Below are 20901 nucleotides of genomic sequence, written 5' to 3' on the forward strand. Positions count from 1 at the left end.
GGCCTGTCCTCCCTTCACGGCGAACTAACAGGACACTAGCTAAGCCCAGACCTAAACTGCACGAATGGCGCCCCAGCGAGATGCTCGGCAGCGTCGCGTTGGTGAGGACGTTGGCCAGCAGGTCGTAATAGGGCGGCCAGTGCTTGAAGCGGCGCGGCGTGTAGCGCACCGTTTCGTAAGGGATGCCGCGGGCGGCCATCCAGGCTGCGATCATCTGCTGATACGCGTAGGTTTCGGGCTTCTCGACGCCCGGGTCGCCGGTCAGGACGAGGTCGGGCGGGGTGCCGCGGCTCTCCAGCTCGACGAGCAGCGCGGTGCTGTCGACGCCGATGCCATAGGCGAGCACGACCGGCGCTGGTTCGGCGACGCGGATATAGTCGATGTCGCGGGGTTGGGCAGCCAGCATGGGGGTGCTCCGTTCTCGCGCAGTCCATCTGCGCGCCGAACGCCCTCCCTCTCTCCTCCCAGTCACTTGTCGCCGATGTCGCGACGTCAGTCTGCGTCCTGCAGGCTGGACTCACGATCGTAGAGATCGAGATGGACTCCGATCGCGGCCGCCTCGGAGGTGGTCAGATCGTGATGGTCGTCGCTGGTATCGGCGCTGGCCATTTCGATCACCGGATGAACCGACACGATCTCGCCCGTCGGCAGGCGAAAGAGGTTTGGCAGTCTCTCGACCGGCTGGGTTCCGACGGGCACCTCGAAACTCCCGTGGATTTCGAAATCGACATGCATCACAATGCTCCTGCTTATGCGATGGATAGCCGCCGGGCCGGTTGGCGAGATGGCGGCAAGGATGAGCGCGGAGAGGTCCCCCTGACGGGCACGAAATCGGGCGATCGCTCGCGCCGGAACCGTAACTCTACGTAGCGCTACCGTGTGGTTCGCGGTGTACGACACGATGCCGGAATCGATGGATCGCCGGCATCCCGGACCTCGAACCTCGGAGCGCGCAGACCATGGAGACCAAGCTGATGAGTGACATAGCCGATCAGGTGACCGAGCTTGTGGCGGATCAGCTCGGTGCCGATCGCGAGAAGGTGGTTCCCGATGCCCATTTCATCGACGATCTGGGCGCCGACAGCCTCGACGTCGTCGAGCTGGTCATGCGGATCGAGGAGGAGTTCGGGGTCTCGATACCAGACGCCGACGCGGAGACGATTCAGACCGTCGGCGAGGCGATCGCCTATCTCGAGAAAGCCAGGGCCTGAGACTAGGGTCCCGTGCTAGAATCACGCCGCCGGGAGGATCTTAGGATAGGGAAGCCTCGGCAGCGTCAGGCCACGTCGACGCGCGTCGCGGGTGAGCTCGAAGCAATAAGTGTAGAGGCCCGCGTGCCGGTGTCGGGTCAGCAGTTGTTCGGTCTGCAAGCGCTGGAGCCACGCGGCAGGATCCTCGCGGAGGCCAGGACCGGGAAGGCCGAGCCGGACCAGCTGGTCGATCGCGCCGTCCATGCCGCGCTCGCGCAGCCTGATCTTCGAAAGCGTGCGATCGGATATGGTGCGGGTGCCGGCACGAAGCACGATGCGCGACCGCGTGGTACCACGGTGCGCGCCGGACAAGGCGGCATAGACGCGGCCGATATGGCCTGCTTCGGGGTCGCTGTAGGACACGACGGCCTCGATCCCGGGCCGGGCCTGGCGCAGCAGCCGGAAGGCGTGCGCGCAAAAGAAGCTCTCGCCATTTTGCGGGACACTGTCGAGCAGGATCAGTCGGGCGAGCACGGTGCCACTGGCGGGGTCGGTGAACCCGGTGTGGCGAGCGATGACGGCAGCGGTCGCGGGCACGGCGAAGACGGCGACACCTTCGAGCCGCGCGCAGCGCCCGAAGAGGCCGACGGCAACCTGTGCCGCGGGATAAGTAGGCAGATAGTGATGCTCGGCGATGAAGGCGCGCGCCAGGCCATGATCGATGATGTCGGCGCAATAGGCTCGGGGATTGATGAGGCGAAAATCGGTGGCCCAGAGGGCGCGCCGTTCCCGCCAGCGCTGCTGCGCGATGTGTCCATGCCGGCCTCGGAGATGAGGGGGTGTCGGGGGTGCTTCGCCCCCCGACTTGTCATCCCGACCCATTCCCCTCTTCTTTCCTGTGATCGCGCAATTATTTCGGGGTCGGAGATGTTGCCGGTGTCGCCGCCGCCGATAACCGTTTCAGCAAGTCCTTTGGGAGAGGCGAACGATGTTTTAAGGGCCTGCGTGCTTCACAAGACGCCGCGATCCCGGTAGCGAATGCGCGTCCGGGGCTTTCCTGACTTCGAAGAAAGCAGATCAACATGACCGACGCGTCCGAAACCGACAGCACGCTGATTACCCTGACCGCCGACATCGTCGCCGCGCATGTGACGAACAACAGCGTGGCGGTTTCGGACCTCCCGTCGCTGATTCAGAACGTGCACGGGGCTTTGAGCAAGCTCGGCAAGACTGAGGTCGCAGCGGAGGCAAAACAGGAGCCCGCCGTAACGGTTCGCGCCTCGATCAAGCCGGATTACATCGTCTGTCTCGAAGACGGCAAGAAGCTGAAGATGCTCAAGCGTCACCTGATGACCCACTATCAGATGACGCCGATCGAATATCGGGCGAAGTGGAATCTTCCCGCCGACTATCCGATGGTCGCGCCCAACTATGCCGAGCAGCGGCGCACGCTCGCCAAGAGCATCGGGCTCGGACGCAAGCCGAAGGCAGCCGCGGCGCCGGCAAAGGCTACCAAGGCTGCGCCGGCTCGGCGTGGCCGCCCGAAGGTCGCCGAGGAGCAGCCCCCGAAGTAACCAACTGGCGGCGCTCAGGCCGCCTGAGCGGGTTTTTCGGCGACGAAGACGCGGTTCCGCCCACCCTGCTTGGCCGCGTAGAGCGCCTCATCGGCGGCCTTGAGCGCGGATCGCGGATCGGGAAAGTCGAACACGTCGGCGACACCGGCGGAGAAAGTGATCTGCCCGAAGGGTTCGTCGGTCTTGCGGTTGACCAGTTTGCGGTCCGCGAGATTTTCACGGACGTCGTCGAGCCGCGATCTAGCCTCACTGAGAGTCGCGCCGCGAAAAAGCATGACGAACTCTTCGCCGCCATGCCGCGCCACATGGCAATTGTCGTCGGAGATCTCCGAGAGCATTTCGGCGATGAGCCGAAGTACCCGGTCGCCGGCATCGTGGCCGTGGGTGTCGTTGACCAGCTTGAAATGGTCGATGTCGCAGAATGCGACGACAAGCGGGTCCAGCGCGGCGCGGGCCTCCTTATGCTCACGGTCCAGGACGGCTTCGAAGGCGCGGCGATTGGGGAGGCCGGTCAGGTGGTCGACCTCCGCATCGCGCTTCGCTTTTTCAAGGTTGCGGCGCAGCGTCTTCGCCTCGTCCTCGCTGCGGCGCATGTCCGCTTCGAGGTGGCGGGCGCGTTCGAGCATCGCCTTGGCGAGGTCGGCAAGGCTCGAAATGATGTGGCCGGTCTCCTGCACCTGAACGAGTTCGGCAACGTGCTGCTCGAGTTCGTCGCTATAGTCCGAGGTGGCGCTTCGTGCGGCCGTTGTATTCTTGGAAAAATTCTCGAGGGTCGTCTCGAGCTTGGTCATCAGGAATTCGATGCCGTCATGCTTGTCGACGATCTGGTCTGCCGCGGTGACCTCATCGAGCCAGTGTTGCGTGATTCCTATGCCGGAGGCGACCTGATGCGCGATCTGGCGGGCCAGAGCCGGGTTGGATCCGGAGAAAGCCCCATGAGCGGCCATCAAGTTGTTCGGCGTGACATCGAGCTCATAGGCCAGCAGGAACGACCCGATCTCGTCGAGCAGATGCGCGCGCGCCTGCTGGAAGATGTTGGTGCCGGGATTGCCGGCGCACGCTGCCCCCGCGGCGCCGGCCTTGTCCCCGGCGCGCGAGCCGCGAAAGCCGAGCCAGCCGAGCAACGAGCCTGATGAACTGTCTGTGGTCACTGTCCCCCCTTGAACGCGTAACTGAATGCCCCCCGTCAGCATCGCTCCTTGCGATATTGCTGCGGTGTCATGCCGACGGATTGAAGAAAGGCACGACGGAAGACGCCGGCGTTGGCGAAACCGACCGCTTGGCCGATCGCGGCGATGCCTGGTCCGTGCCGGAGCGCGAGCAGGGCGCGCGCGCGGTCGATCCGGCGGTTGGTGACGAAGCGATAAGGCCCCTGCCCGGTCGTCGCCTTGAACGCGCGCGAGAAGTGCGATCGGCTGAGGCCGGCCACTCCCGCGAGTTCATCGAGCGTGATCGGCTCGTGAAGATGAGCGTCGACATATTCGGACACGCGATCGACCTGAGCTTTCGTCAACTGGCCGGGCGCAGACGGCTGCTGAACCCCCAGTATTTCGATGGCAGCCGTCAAGCAGAGCGCCTCGGCGTAGAGACTGTCGATATCGGGCAATGAGACGATGTCTTTGATCTTCGTCATTGTTGCCGCGAGGTTGGCGTTTCGCGCATAGGCGAAGGGTCGCGGATTAGAGCGCGTGTAGCGCTCGTGAAGCTCGTCGGCGGCTTCCTCGGGTTCAAAATAGAAGGCCGTAAAGCTGTTTCGGCCTCGTCTGGGCTTTGCCCAACCGGCGACGGTGCATCCGCGCGGCGCGTAGGTGAGTGTGTCCCGCAGGTCGGTCCTCCGCACTGGCGAGAGCCCATCGATGTGAAGTTCCCCATCATCGAGGCGCATGTCGTGGAGCGCGAGATAATGGGTCTCGCCGAGCGTCCGAAATTCATAGGGCTCGTCGGATTCTAGGACGATGCGCTCGGCCCGAAACCCGCGCCAGCTGCGCGGTTCGAAGCTCACCGGGCGCCTTTGGGACCGCGCGAAATCAAGCTGTAGAGTGTCCTTGGAATTCATGCGGCCCCATAGCGCGATTATTGTGGAAAGCGACAAAAATTGCGGCCAAAGTGAGCACTATTGAACATAGAGGCGGACAAGGCGGAGGGTGTCTCCAGCAGCGCTACAGGCAGGTGTTCACACGAGCGTCAGGGCGTGACGCGGGTCTTTCACGGGGATGCGCAGGAAGCTGACCCCGTTGGCATCCGCCTTTGGAAAGCGGCCGGCCCGAATGTTGACCTGGATCGAAGGGAGGAGCAGTCGGGGCACCGCCAGGGTGGCATCGCGCGCCTCGCGCATGGCGACAAATGTGTCTTCATCGACGCCGTCGTGAACATGGACGTTGGCCCGGCGTTGCTCGCCAACCGTCGTCTCCCAGCGATAGTCGTCGCGGCCGGGCGCCTTATAGTCGTGGCACATGAACAGGCGGGTTCGGTCGGGAAGGGTCAGCACGCGGCGGATCGAGCGATAGAGGGTGCGGGCATCGCCGCCGGGAAAATCGGCGCGCGCCGTGCCGTAGTCGGGCATGAACAGCGTGTCGCCGACGAACAGGTTAGCGCCGATCCGATAGGCGAGATCGGCAGGCGTATGGCCGGGCACGTGGAGCACCTCGATGGTGAGGTCGCCGATGGCGAAGGTTTCGCCGTCGCGCAGCAGCCGGTCGAAGTCGCGACCGTCCGGGACGAGATCGTCCAGAGCGAAGACCGGCCGGAAGATATGCTGGACGTCGCGGATATGCTCGCCGATTCCCACCCACGCGCCGGTGCGGGCCTTTATGAAGGGCGCCGCCGAGAGATGATCGGCATGCGCGTGGGTCTCTAGCACCGCGATGATCCGCCAGCCTTTCTCATGCGCGCGATCGAGAATCCGCTGGGCCGATCGGACATCGCCCTCCCCGCTCGCCATGTCGAAATCGAGCACCGGATCGATCACGGCAGCCGAGCCGGTCCCGGAATCGGCCACGAGATAGCTGATCGTGTTGGTCGCCTCGTCGAAAAAGGCTTCGATGACGGGATCGACGTGCATTCGGACCTCCATTAGCTCTTGCTAATATATAAGCATCTGCTACATTAGCAACTCCTAATGGAGTGAGCTGCGATGCTGAAGCCGCCGATGGATCTCGCCAGCTTCGAGCGAAAGGCGGAGGGCGTAGCCAATGTGCTGAAGGCGATCGGCAACGGTCGCCGGCTCATGGTCCTATGTAAGCTCGTCGAGCATGACGAGCGGACCGTCGGCGATCTGGCGGTCGATGTCGGGCTGTCGCAGTCCGCGCTGTCCCAGCATCTCGCGAAGATGCGCGACGAGGGCCTGGTGAGCTTCCGGCGTGAGAGCCAGACGCTCTGGTACCGGATCGCCGATCCGCGCGTCCAGGCGCTGCTCGCGAGCCTCTACGACCTATATTGCAAGGAGTGAGACCATGCCCCTCGGATCGATGACCCCCGCTGAGGCGCGTGCCGCCCTGCAGGGCGGAGCCACGCTGATCGATGTGCGAGGCAGGGACGAATATGCGCGCGAGCGCATCGAAGGCGCCGTCAACCTTCCGCTCGCGGAACTGGGCGCGCAGGCCCTGCCAAGCGGACCACTGATCTTCCACTGCCGGTCGGGAATGCGGACGAAGGGCTGCGGACCGGCCCTGGAGGCCGCAGCAAAGGGCGCGCCTTGCCATGTGCTCGATGGCGGGCTCGACGCGTGGAAGGCGAGCGGCTTCGAGACCGTGATCGATCGCGGGCAGCCCCTGGAGATCGGACGCCAGGTGCAGCTTGCCGCCGGCAGCCTCGTCTTGCTCGGGGTCCTGCTGGGGATGTTCGTCATACCGGCTTTCCTGCTGCTGTCCGCTTTCGTCGGCACCGGACTGATGTTCGCTGGAGCGACGGGCTGGTGCGGGCTCGCCCATCTCTTTCGGCGGATGCCGTGGAACCGCGGAATGGCCTGATCCTCGTGGGACTTGGCGACCTTGCCGCGCTCGGCTCGGGCGTTCTGATCGGCCTCGTTCTGGGACTGGTCGGAGGCGGAGGCTCGATCCTCGCCCTGCCGCTCCTCGTCTATGCGGTCGGGCTGCGTTCGCCGCACATGGCGATCGGCACCGCGGCGGTCGGAGTGACGGCGAATGCGCTGGCGAGCCTCGCCGGTCATGCCTGGGTGCGGAACGTGAAATGGCGCTGCGCCGGTGTCTTCGCGGCGACCGGCGTCGTTGGTGCCGCGATCGGCGCCGAGGCCGGGAAGGCGTTCGACGGGGCGCGCCTACTGACGCTGTTCGGGCTGGTGATGATTGGGGTCGGGTTGTCGATGCTGCGCAAGCGGCGACGACCGGAGTTCCCTGGCGTCCGATTGACGCGCGCCAGCGCGCGTGAACTCCTGCCGCGTCTCGTCCCAGCCGGGCTCGGCGTGGGGCTGGCGGCAGGTTTTTTCGGGATCGGCGGCGGCTTCCTGATCGTTCCGGCCCTGATCGCTGCGACCGCCATGCCGGTCGAGATCGCGATCGGCACGTCGCTGGTGGTCGTTTCAGCGCTCGGGCTGACCACGGCCGCGTCTTACGCGCTGTCCGGCCTCGTCGATTGGCGGATCGCGGCCTTGCTCGTCGTGGGCGGGATGGCCGGCTCGGCGGTCGGCATCGCCGCCGGCCGTGGCCTGTCGGCGCACAAGGGCCTTCTCGAAAAGGTCTTTGCCGCGGTCGTGATCGCGGTCGGCAGCTATGTGGCAGCGAAGAACGCCTGGGGCTAGAACAGGCTGAGCTGCTCGCCCCGGGCAGGTGCCGGGCGCACAGGTGCGGGTGGCTGCGGGGACGGCAAGCGAGGCGGCAGGCCTGAGCGCGGTTCCACCGGCGCTTCCGAGATCGGCTCGTTTGGATGAGGCTGCGGCCTCGCAAGCCGCGCTGCCCAGCCTCCCAGGATATGGGCCGGCGTGAACCAGTGCTCGCGGACCTCGTTGCTGAGAGAGTTGCCGACCATGACATGTGCCGGGATGTGGAGCAGCGAGAATTGGATATAGGCCATGTGCACCGCGCGCGGATCGATATCGACCGCGGTTACGTGGAGGTGGCGCTGGTAATTGATGTCGGCGGCCAGCATGGCTTGTGCGAGTGCGATGACCATGGCGCCGGCACCGCAGGCGGGCTCCATAGCGCTCACATAGCCCTTGTCCGCGATCAGGGCTCGCGCGCTCTGCACATCGCCGAGCGTCACCTCCGCCATCATCTGGCAGACAGGATAGGGCGTGAAGAACTGCCCCCGGTTCTTGTTGTGGATCTCGAGCGCGGTGAAGATGCTTCCCAGAACATCGCCTGGCGCGCTCTCCTGCGCCATCGTGATCTCGCCCAGGATGCGCGGGAACATCTCGACCGTGGGGCGATCATAACGGCCGACGATCTCGAGATAGCGTGCCTCCCGATGGTCGCGCGAACGGATGTCGACGCTGTTGGAAATGCTGATCGCGATGAGTTCCATGCAATCGGAGAACAGCGTGTAGCGATCGTGGCGATGGCCGTGGGCATCGAAGAGCTTGAGGACGTTCCTGATGTGTCGATCCTGTGGCGGCATGAGGGTTTCCCGAGCGCAGGCCGGCTGGGCAAGCGGACGCGCTTTGTCTGAGTGAATGGTCCGAGAAAGCCGGCTGGCGGGGGCGGAATCACGCCGCGGCGAGCAGGCCTTCCAGCGTCACGGTGCGTCTCGGCCTGCGCCCGAACTGGTAGCCGTGGTTGGTCGCATATTTGCTGAGCGACATGGCTTTGCGGTCGAGAGCGACGGCGAGATCCGCGATCGAAACCCCGGTGCGGAAAGCGATCTCGAGGGCGCGCGTTTCCTCGTCGCTGAACGGCCGGATGTAGCCGTGGACGAGGCCGAGGCTGTTTGCCCGCGAGGTGAGCGCAGCCTTGGTCCGGCCCATGCGCGCGGCAAGAAGCTTGGTCGGAACACGACCATAGTCCGCGCGCAGCCGCGCCTCCTCGGCGTCAGTCCAGTCCGGACCGATGCGCCATCCGTTGCGGTTGGCATGACGGCCGCGCAGCTCCAGATATTCGGCGCGGTGGCGCAGCGAGCCGGATGTGCGGCCGAGCTGCCGCCGCAGCGGCGTCAGGCTGGTGCCCTCGCCATAGGCTTTCTGGAGGAGGGCGTCTTCTTCGGGCGTCCAGGCCCGGCCCCAGCCCCGGCCGTATCCGAGTTTGCGGATCGCGAGCCCGAAGCCCCGGATGGTGCGCTGCGGAAACCCCTCCCTGGCGAGCATGTCAACGATCGCGGTATAGCGGTGGCCTGCTTCGGCGAGCTCAAGCGCGCGTGCCGTTTCCTGCGCGGACCAGTCGGGCGGATGGTTCGCGTGGACGATGCCGAGAGTGCCAGCCCGGCTCGACAGGCCGCCAAAGGGTCGGCCGATCAGCGTCGCGATCTGGGCAAGCGGCACGCCGCGGCGATACCCTTCGACGAGCTGGGCATCTTCCCAAGGCGACCATTCGGGAGGATTGCCCTCGGTCAGGTCGAGAATCCGGGCACGGGCATAGACGGCCGAGCAGGATCGGCCGAGATCGGAAGCGATGGTCGCGGTCGGTTCGCCGCCATAGCGGCGGGTCAGCTCGCCATCGTCGAGTTCCGTCCACGTTCTCGTGGAGTTGCGACGAAGCCCGAGCAGCGCGATCCGTTCGGCGACCGCCGCCCTGCCCCGGCCAAGCGCAAGCGCCATGTCGGCGATCGCGGTGTCGTCGAGAAAGAGCGTCCGGAGCCGTTCGCTCTCGGCTGGCGTCCAGGCATCGGCACGATAGGCCATTTCGCGCAGCGGCTGGGGTCGGGGGAATGGGCCTGGCGCGGGGGCGAGCTCGACGACATCGGCGCCCAGATCGAGCGGCTTCATGCGAGCGCCACCACGGGTATGTCGCTGATCTTGGCCCTGAGCCGGGCGTGCAGCCGGGCGATGCGATCCTGCCCGCGCGGCATGGTATCGACCGCCGCGATCGCAGCCAGCATGTCGAGCGCATTGTCGATGGCCTCGCGTGGGCAACCGAGGTGGCCGGCAAGATCGTCGGCCGTGGTTGCGTTGGGGGCGATGCGCTTGAGCGCGCCGATGATCGAGGCCGCGTGCGGCGCGGACGGATCGAGGAGGAACGCGTCGAGCGCCCGCGTGCCCTTGAGGGTCAGCGTGGTGTCCCGGCCGCCGCTCGAAACCTCGCGCAGGGCGGAGAGATCGAGCAGTCTTTCGGCTTCGTCGCTGTCGATCGCGGCGGCGGCGGTCAGCCGGGGTGTCGCACCGAGATGCTCGGTGATCGTCTCTTCCATGTGGGCCAGGACGGGGAGCGGCGACATGGCCGGCCCCATGGCGAAGAATTCACCGGGCGCGAGTTTGCGCAGCCGGTCGGCTTCCTTGGCGGAAAATCCGAGCAGGTCGGCGGCGCGCGCGATGTCGCGGTCGAAGACGTTGAGGCCGACCAGGAAGTTTTGCAGCTCGGAAATCACCGAGGAGGAGAGCTTGGCGAGGCGCTGGGTGGCGATGACCGGCGCGATCCCGCGCTTGCGGCCGCGGGCGCAGAGGTCGGTAAGCGTTGCGACGCCGAGGCGGCGGGTCTCCGCGTCACGGGCCGATCCCGCGTGATGGGGGGCGAGCAGATGGCCCTCGTCGATGCAGACGAGGACGGTGTGGCTCCAATGCTCGCGCGGCGCGCCGATCAGCCCGGCGAACAGGGCGGCCGCCTTGATGATGCGCTGGTCGGGGTCGAGATCGGTGAGATCTACGTGGAGCGAGAGCCGGTATTGCCGGGCGCGCGCGGCGGCCGCCGTCAGGCCGTCCGACGTCAGTTCGCAGCCCTTGAGCGACGTCGCGCCGATATGCGCGGCGAGATTGCCGAATTCGCCCTCGGGATCGACGAGCACGATGGTCGTGAAGTCGAAGGCCTCCTCGATGATCTTGCGCAAGGTTCGGCTCTTGCCCGCGCCGCTGCTGCCCTGGATCAGCAGGCGGCCGGCGAGCAGGCGTTCGAGATTGAGCATGAGCGCGCCGCGGCTGTGTTTGCCGATCGGCACGGACCATTGATCGGCGGAAGGGTCGATCGAAACGACTGTTGCCATGATGGGATCTCCTGGGCTCGGCCTGTCTGGCCACCGCCCACTCGATCCCCCTTCCCTTTGCTCGTCCGGCGCCTGTGTTCGCTATCGGCGCGCCGGGAGCATCACCCGCCGGGACGCGGCGTGCGATCCTTGTTGCGCTTGTCGGCGACGTAGCTCTGTCCGTTCTCGCCTTTGAGGATCTCGAACAGCCCGGTCGCGGTGAAGAGCGCCGTGAAGTTCTTCACGCCGTAGTTGCGAGGATCGATGGGGGCCTGGCGCTTCGCAGCGCTGCCCGCCGCGGACATGAGCGCCCAGCCATCCTCGCGCGCGGAAGCTTCGACGGCACCGCGCAGGATCGTCACGAGCTTGGTATTCTGTGCCAGGGTCTTTTCCGCGGCCTTGGCGGCCGAAGGCTTGGGCTTAGCCTTGGCCTTGGCCTTGGTCTCGGTTTTTGCCGCGGCAGGCGTGTCAGGGGCTTCGCCAGGTGCCGCTGGCTGGCTCGGATCCTCGAGACCATCGAGATAGAGGAACGTGGTGCAGGCGTTGACGAAGGGCGTGGGCGTCTTGCGCTCGCCGAAGCCATAGACCTCATGACCATTGGCCTTGAGCTGCATGACCAGCGGCGTGAAGTCGCCATCGCTCGATGCGATGCAGAACGCGTCGGGCCTTTGCGTATAGAGCAGTTCCATCGCGTCGATGACGAGCGCGATGTCGGTCGCGTTCTTGCCCGTCGAATAGCTGAAATGCTGGATCGGCCTGATGGCGAAGTCGTGGAGCTTGTCGGTCCAGCCTTTGAGGCCCGGCTTGGCCCAATCGCCATAGGCACGCCGAATGTTCGCCGTGCCGTATTTGGAGAGTTCCGCGAGCATTGCCGCGATCTTCGTGTGGGAGACATTATCCGCATCGATGAGAAGCGCGATGCGCCGATCCGATGTGCCGCGTGCGCGATCCTCATTTTCCACGTCTGCAGCACCTTTCCCGATTGTGTCCGATGTTATGTTCTTGATCAGGATCATGTTTTGAAGGGGTTCAGCAGCCGCACTTCAAACCCCTCAAAATCGTCGACGTTGCGCGTCACGACAGTCAGATCATGGGTGAGAGCAGTCGCTGCTATCAGAGCATCCTCGTAGAGATGGTCCGATCGGCGATGCATCAGCTTGGCCCAGAGCCTGAAAATCGGCGCGTCTATCGGCAGGATGTTCCACACGGCCGCCACCTCATCTGCCCAGGCTTCGAGCTCGGCAGCCCTGCGAGGATCTTGCATCCGCGTTATCTCGATCCCGGACTGAATCTCGCCCAAGGTCACAGCTGAAAGGTGCAGATCCGCATCGTCCTGGGCTTTCAGCCACACAAGCACTGCTCCGTGCGGTCTGGCGCGGCGAAGCTCGGAGACGATGTTCGTATCGACCAGGAACATCTACAAAGCCTTCGGGATGCGGCGCTTGCGGGAACCTCGCGCCGGGATGGCCAGTTCGCCGCGCGCCGCATCCGAGAGCAGCAGTTGCTTCAAGGTGGGACGCGAACGCTGTTGCAGTCGGCGCCATTCGGCCGCCGGCACCAGCACGGCAGTCTCGACACCACGCTTGGTGACCATCTGCGGACCATCTTGCGAACAAGCAGCCAGCAATTCGCTGAAACGGGCTTTGGCGTCCTGCACCGGCCAGGTCTTCATTTTCAGCTTCCTTTCAGACTAGTTATATGACTAGTTTGCAAAAGGTTCAAGATCGTCGCTTCGGTTCGGAAGCCGCTTCATCCTTCTCCCGTGGTCGCATACCCCAGTCGGGCGCATAGTCGGGGCCGTAGTTCGCGCTGCGCAGATATTCCGCGTCGCCGGCCTCGTCGACGAGATAGCCGGTCACTTCCTCGGCATAGTCGGCGTCGAGCGCGCCCTCGGCGGTGGGGATCAACCGCACGCCGAACCCCCTGGCGAACAGGGCCTCGTCGGCGGCACGCATGGCGTCTTCGTGACTGGCGGCCGTGACGGCGAGCTTGACGCGAACGGTCGCATAGACGTGAACGAAATGGGTAGGCTCCGACATCATCGGTCTCCAGATGAGGAATTGGGGGGTGTGGGCCAGGGTTGAAGCGTTCGACGACCCTTGTCCCGGGAATGCTGCACTGATCGGCCTAGGATCAGAGATCCATGATCGCCCCGCCCAGGACGGCATAGAGGCCGACCTCAAAGCGAAGTGACTGCAGGGCTCGAAACTTGGCGTCGCGCCGAGCCTCGACATGGAACGCGCTGCGGGCGGTGTCGGCCTCCTTGATGCCGGTCGAGAGCGTGGGGTAGGTCTTGCCGGCACGTGGACCGGTCATGATCTGGGCCGTGGACCGGCAGTCCAGCGTGCGATCGAGCGCATAGCCCAGACCGCGCAATTGCGCTTTGATTTCGCTGAGCGTGACGGGATGCCAGCCATCGGCGGCGCGGGCGGCCAGTTCATTGGCGAGAGCGGGGTTCACGAGCGAAGCTCCTTCGCTTTTGCACCGACGGATTCCTGTAGGTCGTCGGCCAATAGTTTGGGGGTGCCGAGCGGCGAACGTCAGGCCAGGGGCACGTCGTAGGCGGGCGCGCAGCCCGGTTCGCCTGGATAGGCCCCGTCCGGATCGCACAACAGCACCTGCAGCACGTCATATTCCTCGTGGCGAAGGTAGCGCCCCGCCTGGAGCGTAAAGCGCTGGCGCGCCTGGGCCGAGGCTTGCCGAACGCGGGCAGGAAAGCGGCCGCCAACGTCGATGTCGCCTTCGAGCGGCCGGCGCGCGTCGCGCATTTTCCGGCCGAGCTCGTTGATGATCGAGCCGGCGACGCGGGGCGAGAAATTGCCGACCAGCAGAAGCTCCGGCAGGCCCTGCAGCGCGTTGCCGATGCTGTAGGCGAAGGCAGGCGTTTCGCCATCGGCGAAGATCAGGAAGAGGTGCTGGCCGTTTCTCGCGATGTTCCGGTCGATGGCCGCGTAGAAGTCTGAAGGATCGAGCATGAGAGCCTCGGCATCGGTTTTGGGGAGTTCAGGCGGCAACGGGCGGAGCCAGCACTTCGAGATAGGCCGTGTCGACGAGTTCCGTCTTCTGGCTGCGCTCGCGCGGCGTCATATCGAGCTTCACGTAGAAACCCGCGAAATGCGTTTTCACGATCACGCCCTCGCGGCCGGCGTAGCGGTCCCCGCCGATGCGCTGGCGGGGCCTGATGCGGACGCGCGATCCGATCCGGTGCGCGAGGACTGGTTCGGCCGGTACCGCACGCTCGGCGAGGAACTGTGCCAGGCACGCCGTGTCATCCCGCCTGTCCGGCTGGGCGCGGCAGGCGCGGGCGAGCATCGTCCAGGCGCGAGGTCCCATCATATCGCCGGCGAGCAGGCGGTCACGCTCCTCGTCATGCCCGGCGAGCTGCCCGGCCGAGATATGGGCGTCCGGGTCGAACGCGAGGATCGTCGCAGCATGATATTCGCTCTCGCCAAGCGCGATGGTCAGGTGGGGGAGCTTCCCGACGAGGTCGGAATCGCCGGCAGCGGGGAGACGCGAGATGACGGAGGTTTCAGGCATGAAGGGGTTCCCATAGGTGGAAGAAGAAGGAGCGCCGGCTGCTCAATCGTCCGGCACATGTCCCGGACACCCCCCTCTCCTCGCACGCACGCTGGATCAGGCCCCCGCGAGGTCGAGGAGATCGGGAGCAGGCTGTGCCGTGAGCCGGGTGGCGCCGCCGAAGGCGCGCAGGCGGACCGCCATCGCCTTGCGAAGGTGGGCGCGGTTGCCGATCACGGTTTCGGGGGGCAGCGCTTTGCCCTGGACCGTCACATAGCCCGTGGCTGGGCGGCCGTCCGGCGTCTCGACAATGATACGATGGCCTCCGCCCGGCTGCTTTCCGGCATAGCGCGCGGTGAACTCGCCGAGTTTGCCGGTGAGGCCCTTCGTCGCCTTGCCCCAGCGGATGTGTCCGGCGCCGAGACTTTCGCCCGCCACGAGACCGCGGTCGAGCCAGATGCGGAAATGTCCGCGCTGCTGAAGGACGGTATTTCGGGTGCGCTCCATGGTCCGGCACAGCGGCAGCGCGCTCGCATGGGCATCGAGCAGCGAGAGGTAGGCGTGCTGGGCCGCGACAAGGATATCGTCGAAATCGCGGCCCGCTATGAGGGCGCGCAGGTGGGCGCCAAACCTTGGGTCCGTCGGCAGGTCGACGCCGCACAGGGGCTCGCTCGCCGGCCTTGGCGCGCCGATGTCGCCAAGTGCATGAAATCCGGCTCCGGTGATCACGATGACGGTGAGCTCGTCGGATCCGGGACAGTCGCGCAGGGCCGGGAGAAGCAGAGCGGCATCGGTTTGCTGCGTGGCACTCGCGCCGAGCAACCCGGCTTCGGGCGCGCCGAGAATGAGGAGCCGCCGCGTCCATCGGGCGGGGAGCGGCTCGTCGGTCGGTCTGGGCCAGGCGCTCGGGAGGGGTCGGCCGGCTGTCGGCACCGGCGGGTCGCCAGGTGGCGGTGCCGCTTCGAAGGCGCGGCGCGCGGTATCGAAAAGGTCGTCGCGATTGCCGCCGCCATCGGAGAAGCCCTGCTCGTAGGCGAGAGATCCGGGCGTCGCGCACCCGAGCCGCCGGACTTCCGGCTCCCATCCGGCATGGGCCGCATACCAGCCCGAGGCGTAGCGAACGGCGCGGTCCCAGTCATAGGCGTGGACCGCGCGCGCCCGCAGGATCGCCGCATCGCGAGCGTCGCCCTCGCCGCGGCCGACGCGCGCCTCGGTGAACGCGAAATTGCGGAGCTGGCGTTCCTCATCCGCCGCTTTCGACATGGCTTCCATGACAGGGCGGAGCGCCAAAGCCCGCTCGCGCATGCGCGCCATCCTCGCTTCCGGGTCGGCCTGGTTCGGCAGGTCCGGAAAGCGCCGCCAGGCACCGGCGAGGATCTCCGCGTGATCCGCCCGCCGGCCGCGACCGATCCAGGTGGCCGCGTCGGCGGGGTCGAAGGGCTCGCAGATCATCGGTCGTCCCCCGTGCGAAATCCAAGGTTCGAGGGGGTGAGGCTGTCGATCGCGCGTGAGAGCGCCTCGTAGCGTCCCGACAGATTCTCGATCTCCGCGACGATGCGCGCATTGGGCGGCGCCGAGGGCACATCGAGACGAAACGGAACGGCGCGTTCCGCCATCTCTGGGAATACCGCGCCGAGCAGGATCGCGCCCAGCCGGTCGGCGACGCCATCGACGAGCTTGCCGAACCTGTGCTTGTCGAGCCCGGGTGCGGCTTCGAGGTGAGCCATCGGCGCGATCACGTCGGGGAGCCGGGCGAGGAGTCCGGCGCCGAGGCCATAGTCCGAATGCATCGCGATCAGCGCCTGCCGCTCGAGCGAGATTTCGGTGAAGGGGACATGCACCCGGTACGAATAGCTCGGCGCTTCGACGCCGATCCGGGTGCGTGTGAGCAATATGCGCATCAAGCTCTCCTGTCAGGCAACCAGCCGCGGGGCGGCGGGAACGGATGCGGGAAGGTTGAGATCGCGGCGGATGCGCTCGGCGAAGCGGTCGGGCTCGACCAGTTCGCGGACAGACGCCCAATGGTTGCGCTCGCCGATATGGTCCTGGCGGCCCTGGACCTTGCGGAAACAGACCTCGCGGTCGGGTCCGAACGGCCCGAGCGAGAACTGGACCCAGAGCATATCGGCGTGGAGCGTGATCTCACCCGACACGGCGGGGCCCGCCTTGTTGGAGCGGATGTCGAAGCTGCCCTCTTCGAGGCCCAGGGCTTCGGCAAGGCGCCGCAGCGCCGCGCGGCCTTCGGAGTGAAAGAGCCGCTTGGCGGGTTCGTCATAGGCGACCCCGCGCAGGGCGAGCGTCTTGAGCATGGGCCGGTTTCGAAGGTCTGCGATCCGGGCCATGCATTCGCGGCGCAGTTCGGCATCGGCGGGCCGATCGGAACAGACCTGCATGAGGTGGCGGGCCAGCAGGATGACGGCGGGGTCGGTTTCGACCGCGATGCCGGCGTTGCGGCAATCGGTGATCGCCGCGTGGATGGCGTGGAGCGTGGTGCCGATGGTGGAAAGGGCACTCGGGTCGAGCGCCTGGCCGTAGCGAAATGCCACATCATAGGTCATGGGGTTCTCCGGGAATCTCGAGCGGTTCCTCCGCTCGCGTCTCCGGCCCCCCTTCCCTCTCCCCGTCCGTGTCGCCGCGAAGGTTGGCGCTCAGCGCGGTCGGTCACACCCAGTCCGCCGACAGGCGCGCGGCCCGATCGCGCGCGCAACATGGCCGGCATAGACACCGCAGGCCGCCCAATATGCGGCGAGGGGAGGTTTGCGGCTGCGCCAGCTCGCCTCGGCACGCTGCCTCGCATCCTGCTGGAGTTCGAGGAGGAGGTCGTGCAGCACGCGGCGGGTTTCAGGATCGAGCGCCCGCAGCCGAGCGACCGCGGGCAATGTGAGGATCGGATTGCGCACCTCGGCGCGGTTCGAGCGTGCGGTAACCCGCTCGGTGACGATGAAGGGTTGGGGCATGGTGGCTCCTCGGGCTGCAGGTGCTCACGCGCCTGTCGATCGCCCTTCCCCTTTTCCGTCTTTTCTTTGGCTGCGCGGCGGTCGTCCCGGCAGGCATCGGCCGTCGGGGCATGCTCAGCCCGTCATGCGCTCGCGATAGATGTCGGCAGCCCATTGCTCGATCCACGGGGCGGTGGTCTCGTCATGATCGAGGTCGCCGGATTCGATGAGTTCGCGGATTTGCTGCCGCGCTTCGGCAATCGCGGCCTCCCAGGGATCGTCGGGCGGCCCGGCATCCGGCGTCAGCGGCTGCATGGGAAGCTGGCGCTGCGGCTGGCGCAGGCGCGCATGCTGGGTGTGGACCCAGTGCTCCATATGATCGGCGACGACGGCGTCGGTCTTCGCGAGGTTATGGCGCCTAGCCGCGGTCCTGGCTGCGACCCCGTAAGCCTGGCTGTCGATCGAGGCGACGCGGTGGCGGAAGGCTGAAAGATAGGGGAGCGCTTCCCCTTTCACGCCGAAAAGGTGCAACCGCGTAAGGCGCGGGAGCACGCGGTCGAGATGATCGACGACTGCCATCAGACCTTCGGGCCCGTGGATAGGGCGCCTGCACATGGATCCGACGCCGACCAGTCCTGCCCGCTCAATCGTCAAGGACAGGGCCTCGGCGCAGCGCTCATAGTCGGACGGCAGGCGCCCCTGGATAACCGGCATGGAGGTGTCGAGAATCCCTTCGTCGTCGCCGCGCAGGCGGCACTCGATATTGGCCCGGACGGTGCGCGAAATGCGGTCGAGCACCTCGTCGCGGTCGCCGGCGACCTGATGCTCGACGCAATAGTCGAGGCTGGCCCACCAGCCGAACGGATACGCCGCCGCAAGGCGGATATAATCGTCCACGGTCCACGGATAGCCGCCATAGGTGACCATCGCGCTGAAGCCGGCGCTGTCGAGGCACAGGCTGTGAAGGCCCGCCGCGTTGCCGAGCGGGCGAAGCGACCAGCCGGTCCATTCCCCCCAGCCGCGGCGCCTCGACCAGCGCGACAGGGCGTTCGCCGAAATCAGGACGGGCTGCTGGAGCCGCCTTGCCCGATCGAGCAGCTTTCCCTCGGACAGATGGGGCAGCCCGATCATGACCGCGATCGTACTCGGCTTGACCCTCACCGTGTTCATATTATGTTCCTTGCGAAAGGAGATTCCCGATGACCGATTCCGCCGCCCGCTATCTTGACCATTTCGATCTGGACGTGACGCTGCGCGATGCGGCCCTGGACGAGCAGAACCGCCCGACCCGGCGGATGATCGCCAACGCGGCGATCGGCATGCATGTCGAGGACGCCTTTTATTCGGTCCGCGAACTCCGCGAGGCGGTGAGCTGGATCCATGAGGGCGAACAGGGCGGCAAGCGCAAGCTGGCCTCGATCCTCAGCAATCCGGCCGGCGATGACTTCCAGCGCTGTATCTATTTCTGCCTTGCGGGCCGCGGCGTGGTCGAGATGATCGACGATCTGCTGTGGCTGGAAGAGCTGCTCGAGGCGCGCGGCCGGATCGCGGGGGAGATGCATCGCCGCAAGGTCAAGGCCCGCCCGCTTGTTCGGCCCTATGTTGCGGACGAGCCGGATGGCCCGGTCGTGTCCACATCCGACGATTTCCAGCAGGGCCAGTCATGGTGGGCCGATCCCGCCCTGCGTGCCTGAAATTCGGATCGATCGGGCAGAATGTGGCTCCGGTCGATCCAGGGTCAAATTTCGCGCCGGAGGCACGTGCTGCCGACCGGCCCATAGGCTTTACTTGACCCTTTGACGGGTGCCGGGTGCATAATGACGGCGTCAGTCGAATCGAGGTTGGCGCGATGGCCGGTCATTGCTGCGGTGGCGGATGTGGCTCGGACCGCTCCAGGGACGAAAGGTGGGAACGCGTCCTGCTGATCGCGCTCGGGATCAACGCCGGCATGTTCGCGATCGAGATGATCGCCGGCGTTTCCGCCCAGTCTGCGTCGCTTATGGCCGATGCGCTCGATTTCCTCGGGGACGCCGCAAATTATCTGATCAGTCTTGTCGTCGCGGGGCTCGCCTTGCGCTGGCGGGCGCGGGCAGCCTTGCTGAAAGGATTGACCCTTCTCCTTGTCGGACTTTGGGTGCTCGGGAGCACGCTCTGGATGGCCTATGCCGGAAGCCTCCCCCAGGCCGAGACGATGGGCGTAATCGGAGTGATGGCCCTTGTCGCCAATCTTTGGTGCGCGCTACTGCTGTGGCGTCACCGCGAGGGTGACGCGAACCGCCGCTCGGTGTGGATCTGCTCGCGAAATGATGCGATCGGCAACGTGGCTGTCGTCGTCGCCGCGGGCGGGGTGTTCGGAACAGGGACCGCTTGGCCCGACATCGGCGTCGCCATCATCCTGGCCGGTCTCGGCGTCAGCGGCGGCTGGCAGATCATTGGTCACGCCATGCGCGAGCTCAAGACGCCTGCAGAGGTGGTCGCGTCTGAATGAAGGGAGCGTAACCGGCCTTCAGCGTTCGCAGGTTAGCCGCTCGCCGCGCCGCCACCGGGCGGGTTCCAGCCAGCTTCCGGCGAAGGCACCGGCGCGCCGCCGCTGCGCTTCGGCGAACGCGGCCGTGTAGCGCGCCGAGCGTGCGGGATCGGACCGCAGATATTGCGGCTGCGGAATGGCGAGGCCGGCGGAGATCATGACTTCGCCGAGGTCTCTCCCATCTATCGAGACGGTGGCGACCGGGCGGCCATAGCTCGAGCGCGAAGAGAGATGGATTTGCGCGTCGCCGCCTCGCAAGGTGCGCGCGGCGAGATCCTGCGCGGCCTTCCCGCATTCCCAGCAGGCGCCGGCGCGTTCGCATAGCTGATGCCGTTCGAAGGCATCGACGCCGAGCAGGCGGAAGTCGGTGGCGACGGTATCGCCATCGAGGGCGCGCGCCTTGGCGCTGAACGAGGTGTCCTCGGCGGCATCGCTGGGCGTGCAGGCGGCTGACAGCAGGAGCGCCAGGACGACAAGGCGGTTCATGCGACCATTTCGAGTACGATGAGGCCCGGCGGAGCCGGGTCGGTCGACACACGGAAGGGTTGCAGCGGGTCCGCGGTGCGCAGGATGCTGACCCGTTCCTGCGAATGATCGAAAATCCGGCCCGCGACGCGCATGGCGTTCTCGCGGCTGCAGAGCAATCCGCGCTTGGACGACAGGCTGTTCCTTTCGATGGCGATTGTCATGACATGATCCACTTCATCACGAGGATATACGGATTGATGCTCAGGCGAACACCGTCGTGTGGATTTTGGTGACGGGCACGATCGACCAGGCTCGCTCCATCAGCCGGCTGATCCGATAGAAGCAGCCGTTGTCCGGGTCGCGCAACATGAGGCTGCGTTGGCGTTTGCAGACGACGAACTCCTGGGCGACGTGGCCGTCGGTGAAGGTGACCGGCTGCTCGAGCCGGATGCGGTCGCCGTCCGAGAGCTTGCGCGTGCGCCGGGCGATGTTGGCGCGGCACCGTTCGCGCCAGTCGAGCGCATGCTTGTTGTCGGTCGGCGAGAGGAGGTCGAGGATGGAAGCGGGACAGTCGGCTTCGCACGGTCCCATGTTTTCGCTCAGTCGGGTAGGATTGGTGCTGCTCATGGAGT

31 protein-coding genes are annotated in these 20901 nt (G+C 66.0%); 7 read left to right on the forward strand and 24 right to left on the reverse strand.

What is annotated here, in order from left to right; genetic code table 11:
* Window positions 1-406 (reverse strand): hypothetical protein (locus V2B31_RS09760; RefSeq protein ID WP_328277922.1); only part of this gene is annotated, 406 nt, incomplete at its 3' end.
* 86 nt (window positions 407-492) lie between these two features.
* Entirely contained in the window at window positions 493-735 is a 243-nt protein-coding gene (locus V2B31_RS09765) for a hypothetical protein (protein ID WP_328277925.1), read from the reverse strand.
* Between the two features lie 239 nt (window positions 736-974).
* On the opposite strand from V2B31_RS09765, the gene V2B31_RS09770 reads away from it, so the two are divergent.
* Complete coding sequence (locus V2B31_RS09770; protein ID WP_328277982.1) at window positions 975-1211, forward strand: acyl carrier protein; 237 nt, start codon at window positions 975-977, stop codon at window positions 1209-1211.
* Window positions 1212-1232: 21 nt separating this feature from the next.
* On the opposite strand, the gene V2B31_RS09775 is transcribed toward V2B31_RS09770, so the two are convergent.
* A complete protein-coding gene (locus tag V2B31_RS09775; protein ID WP_328277927.1) occupies window positions 1233-2072 on the reverse strand; it encodes a Mom family adenine methylcarbamoylation protein in 840 nt (279 codons plus the stop codon).
* 200 nt (window positions 2073-2272) lie between these two features.
* Between V2B31_RS09775 and V2B31_RS09780 the strand changes: the two genes are divergently transcribed.
* The gene (locus V2B31_RS09780) at window positions 2273-2764 is read left to right on the forward strand and encodes a MucR family transcriptional regulator (protein ID WP_328277929.1); all 492 of its coding nucleotides are present in this window, start codon (window positions 2273-2275) and stop codon (window positions 2762-2764) included.
* 14 nt (window positions 2765-2778) lie between these two features.
* Here the strand turns inward: V2B31_RS09780 and V2B31_RS09785 are convergent, their stop codons facing one another.
* From V2B31_RS09785 to V2B31_RS09795, 3 genes are all read right to left on the reverse strand, one after another.
* Window positions 2779-3915, reverse strand: coding sequence for a GGDEF domain-containing protein (locus tag V2B31_RS09785; protein ID WP_328277931.1), 1137 nt, complete (start codon window positions 3913-3915; stop codon window positions 2779-2781).
* A 35-nt stretch (window positions 3916-3950) separates the two neighbouring features.
* Window positions 3951-4766, reverse strand: a complete 816-nt coding sequence (locus V2B31_RS09790) for an AraC family transcriptional regulator (protein WP_328277933.1) — start codon at window positions 4764-4766, stop codon at window positions 3951-3953.
* A 171-nt stretch (window positions 4767-4937) separates the two neighbouring features.
* Entirely contained in the window at window positions 4938-5825 is an 888-nt protein-coding gene (locus V2B31_RS09795; protein ID WP_328277935.1) for an MBL fold metallo-hydrolase, read from the reverse strand.
* 72 nt (window positions 5826-5897) lie between these two features.
* On the opposite strand from V2B31_RS09795, the gene V2B31_RS09800 reads away from it, so the two are divergent.
* Genes V2B31_RS09800 through V2B31_RS09810 form a run of 3 tightly spaced genes read left to right on the forward strand, consistent with a single transcriptional unit; the run spans window position 5898 to window position 7520 of the window.
* On the forward strand, window positions 5898-6212 hold the full coding sequence (locus tag V2B31_RS09800) for an ArsR/SmtB family transcription factor (protein ID WP_328277937.1): 315 nt from the start codon (window positions 5898-5900) through the stop codon (window positions 6210-6212).
* A 4-nt stretch (window positions 6213-6216) separates the two neighbouring features.
* Window positions 6217-6732 (forward strand): rhodanese-like domain-containing protein, encoded by a 516-nt coding sequence (locus tag V2B31_RS09805; RefSeq protein ID WP_328277939.1) that lies wholly within the window; start codon window positions 6217-6219, stop codon window positions 6730-6732.
* Window positions 6711-7520 (forward strand): sulfite exporter TauE/SafE family protein, encoded by an 810-nt coding sequence (locus V2B31_RS09810; RefSeq protein WP_328277941.1) that lies wholly within the window; start codon window positions 6711-6713, stop codon window positions 7518-7520. Before V2B31_RS09805 ends, V2B31_RS09810 begins: the two co-directional genes overlap by 22 nt.
* On the opposite strand, the gene V2B31_RS09815 is transcribed toward V2B31_RS09810, so the two are convergent.
* From V2B31_RS09815 to V2B31_RS09885, 15 genes are all read right to left on the reverse strand, one after another.
* Complete coding sequence (locus V2B31_RS09815; protein WP_328277943.1) at window positions 7517-8335, reverse strand: N-6 DNA methylase; 819 nt, start codon at window positions 8333-8335, stop codon at window positions 7517-7519. The genes V2B31_RS09810 and V2B31_RS09815 overlap by 4 nt on opposite strands.
* Before the next feature lie 88 nt (window positions 8336-8423).
* Window positions 8424-9635 (reverse strand): hypothetical protein, encoded by a 1212-nt coding sequence (locus tag V2B31_RS09820; RefSeq protein ID WP_328277945.1) that lies wholly within the window; start codon window positions 9633-9635, stop codon window positions 8424-8426.
* Window positions 9632-10843 (reverse strand): helicase HerA domain-containing protein, encoded by a 1212-nt coding sequence (locus V2B31_RS09825; RefSeq protein ID WP_328277947.1) that lies wholly within the window; start codon window positions 10841-10843, stop codon window positions 9632-9634. The genes V2B31_RS09820 and V2B31_RS09825 overlap by 4 nt, the downstream gene beginning before the upstream one ends.
* Before the next feature lie 101 nt (window positions 10844-10944).
* A complete protein-coding gene (locus tag V2B31_RS09830) occupies window positions 10945-11838 on the reverse strand; it encodes an NYN domain-containing protein (RefSeq protein ID WP_328277949.1) in 894 nt (297 codons plus the stop codon).
* Entirely contained in the window at window positions 11835-12239 is a 405-nt protein-coding gene (locus V2B31_RS09835; protein ID WP_328277951.1) for a type II toxin-antitoxin system VapC family toxin, read from the reverse strand. The genes V2B31_RS09830 and V2B31_RS09835 overlap by 4 nt, the downstream gene beginning before the upstream one ends.
* Window positions 12240-12494, reverse strand: a complete 255-nt coding sequence (locus V2B31_RS09840) for a type II toxin-antitoxin system Phd/YefM family antitoxin (RefSeq protein WP_328277953.1) — start codon at window positions 12492-12494, stop codon at window positions 12240-12242.
* 46 nt (window positions 12495-12540) lie between these two features.
* Complete coding sequence (locus tag V2B31_RS09845) at window positions 12541-12864, reverse strand: hypothetical protein (RefSeq protein WP_328277955.1); 324 nt, start codon at window positions 12862-12864, stop codon at window positions 12541-12543.
* A gap of 91 nt (window positions 12865-12955) precedes the next feature.
* Window positions 12956-13282, reverse strand: coding sequence for a hypothetical protein (locus V2B31_RS09850; RefSeq protein WP_328277957.1), 327 nt, complete (start codon window positions 13280-13282; stop codon window positions 12956-12958).
* A gap of 80 nt (window positions 13283-13362) precedes the next feature.
* Window positions 13363-13797, reverse strand: coding sequence for a DUF4262 domain-containing protein (locus V2B31_RS09855; RefSeq protein ID WP_328277959.1), 435 nt, complete (start codon window positions 13795-13797; stop codon window positions 13363-13365).
* Between the two features lie 28 nt (window positions 13798-13825).
* Window positions 13826-14359 (reverse strand): hypothetical protein, encoded by a 534-nt coding sequence (locus tag V2B31_RS09860; protein ID WP_328277961.1) that lies wholly within the window; start codon window positions 14357-14359, stop codon window positions 13826-13828.
* Between the two features lie 96 nt (window positions 14360-14455).
* Window positions 14456-15790 carry a hypothetical protein gene (locus V2B31_RS09865; protein ID WP_328277963.1) on the reverse strand — a complete coding sequence of 445 codons (1335 nt, stop codon included), beginning with the start codon at window positions 15788-15790 and terminating at the stop codon, window positions 14456-14458.
* Entirely contained in the window at window positions 15787-16239 is a 453-nt protein-coding gene (locus V2B31_RS09870) for a hypothetical protein (protein ID WP_328277965.1), read from the reverse strand. Before V2B31_RS09870 ends, V2B31_RS09865 begins: the two co-directional genes overlap by 4 nt.
* 12 nt (window positions 16240-16251) lie before the next feature.
* The gene (locus tag V2B31_RS09875) at window positions 16252-16896 is read right to left on the reverse strand and encodes a hypothetical protein (protein WP_328277969.1); all 645 of its coding nucleotides are present in this window, start codon (window positions 16894-16896) and stop codon (window positions 16252-16254) included.
* Between the two features lie 90 nt (window positions 16897-16986).
* Window positions 16987-17295, reverse strand: coding sequence for a hypothetical protein (locus V2B31_RS09880; RefSeq protein WP_328277972.1), 309 nt, complete (start codon window positions 17293-17295; stop codon window positions 16987-16989).
* Between the two features lie 114 nt (window positions 17296-17409).
* Window positions 17410-18444 carry a deazapurine DNA modification protein DpdA family protein gene (locus V2B31_RS09885; protein ID WP_328277974.1) on the reverse strand — a complete coding sequence of 345 codons (1035 nt, stop codon included), beginning with the start codon at window positions 18442-18444 and terminating at the stop codon, window positions 17410-17412.
* Between the two features lie 29 nt (window positions 18445-18473).
* On the opposite strand from V2B31_RS09885, the gene V2B31_RS09890 reads away from it, so the two are divergent.
* Both V2B31_RS09890 and V2B31_RS09895 read left to right on the forward strand, forming a co-directional pair.
* A complete protein-coding gene (locus V2B31_RS09890) occupies window positions 18474-18968 on the forward strand; it encodes a hypothetical protein (protein ID WP_328277976.1) in 495 nt (164 codons plus the stop codon).
* Window positions 18969-19123: 155 nt separating this feature from the next.
* Window positions 19124-19762, forward strand: coding sequence for a cation transporter (locus V2B31_RS09895; protein WP_328277984.1), 639 nt, complete (start codon window positions 19124-19126; stop codon window positions 19760-19762).
* 18 nt (window positions 19763-19780) lie between these two features.
* On the opposite strand, the gene V2B31_RS09900 is transcribed toward V2B31_RS09895, so the two are convergent.
* From V2B31_RS09900 to V2B31_RS09910, 3 genes are all read right to left on the reverse strand, one after another.
* Window positions 19781-20287 carry a thermonuclease family protein gene (locus V2B31_RS09900; RefSeq protein WP_328277978.1) on the reverse strand — a complete coding sequence of 169 codons (507 nt, stop codon included), beginning with the start codon at window positions 20285-20287 and terminating at the stop codon, window positions 19781-19783.
* The gene (locus tag V2B31_RS09905) at window positions 20284-20490 is read right to left on the reverse strand and encodes a hypothetical protein (RefSeq protein WP_237365910.1); all 207 of its coding nucleotides are present in this window, start codon (window positions 20488-20490) and stop codon (window positions 20284-20286) included. The genes V2B31_RS09900 and V2B31_RS09905 overlap by 4 nt, the downstream gene beginning before the upstream one ends.
* A 40-nt stretch (window positions 20491-20530) precedes the next feature.
* The coding region (locus V2B31_RS09910) for a DUF6927 domain-containing protein (RefSeq protein ID WP_443021962.1) at window positions 20531-20901 on the reverse strand (371 nt) is incomplete at its 5' end.

Origin of the sequence: Sphingobium sp., from assembly GCF_036170395.1 — a bacterium.
Classification (GTDB): Bacteria; Pseudomonadota; Alphaproteobacteria; order Sphingomonadales; family Sphingomonadaceae; genus Sphingobium.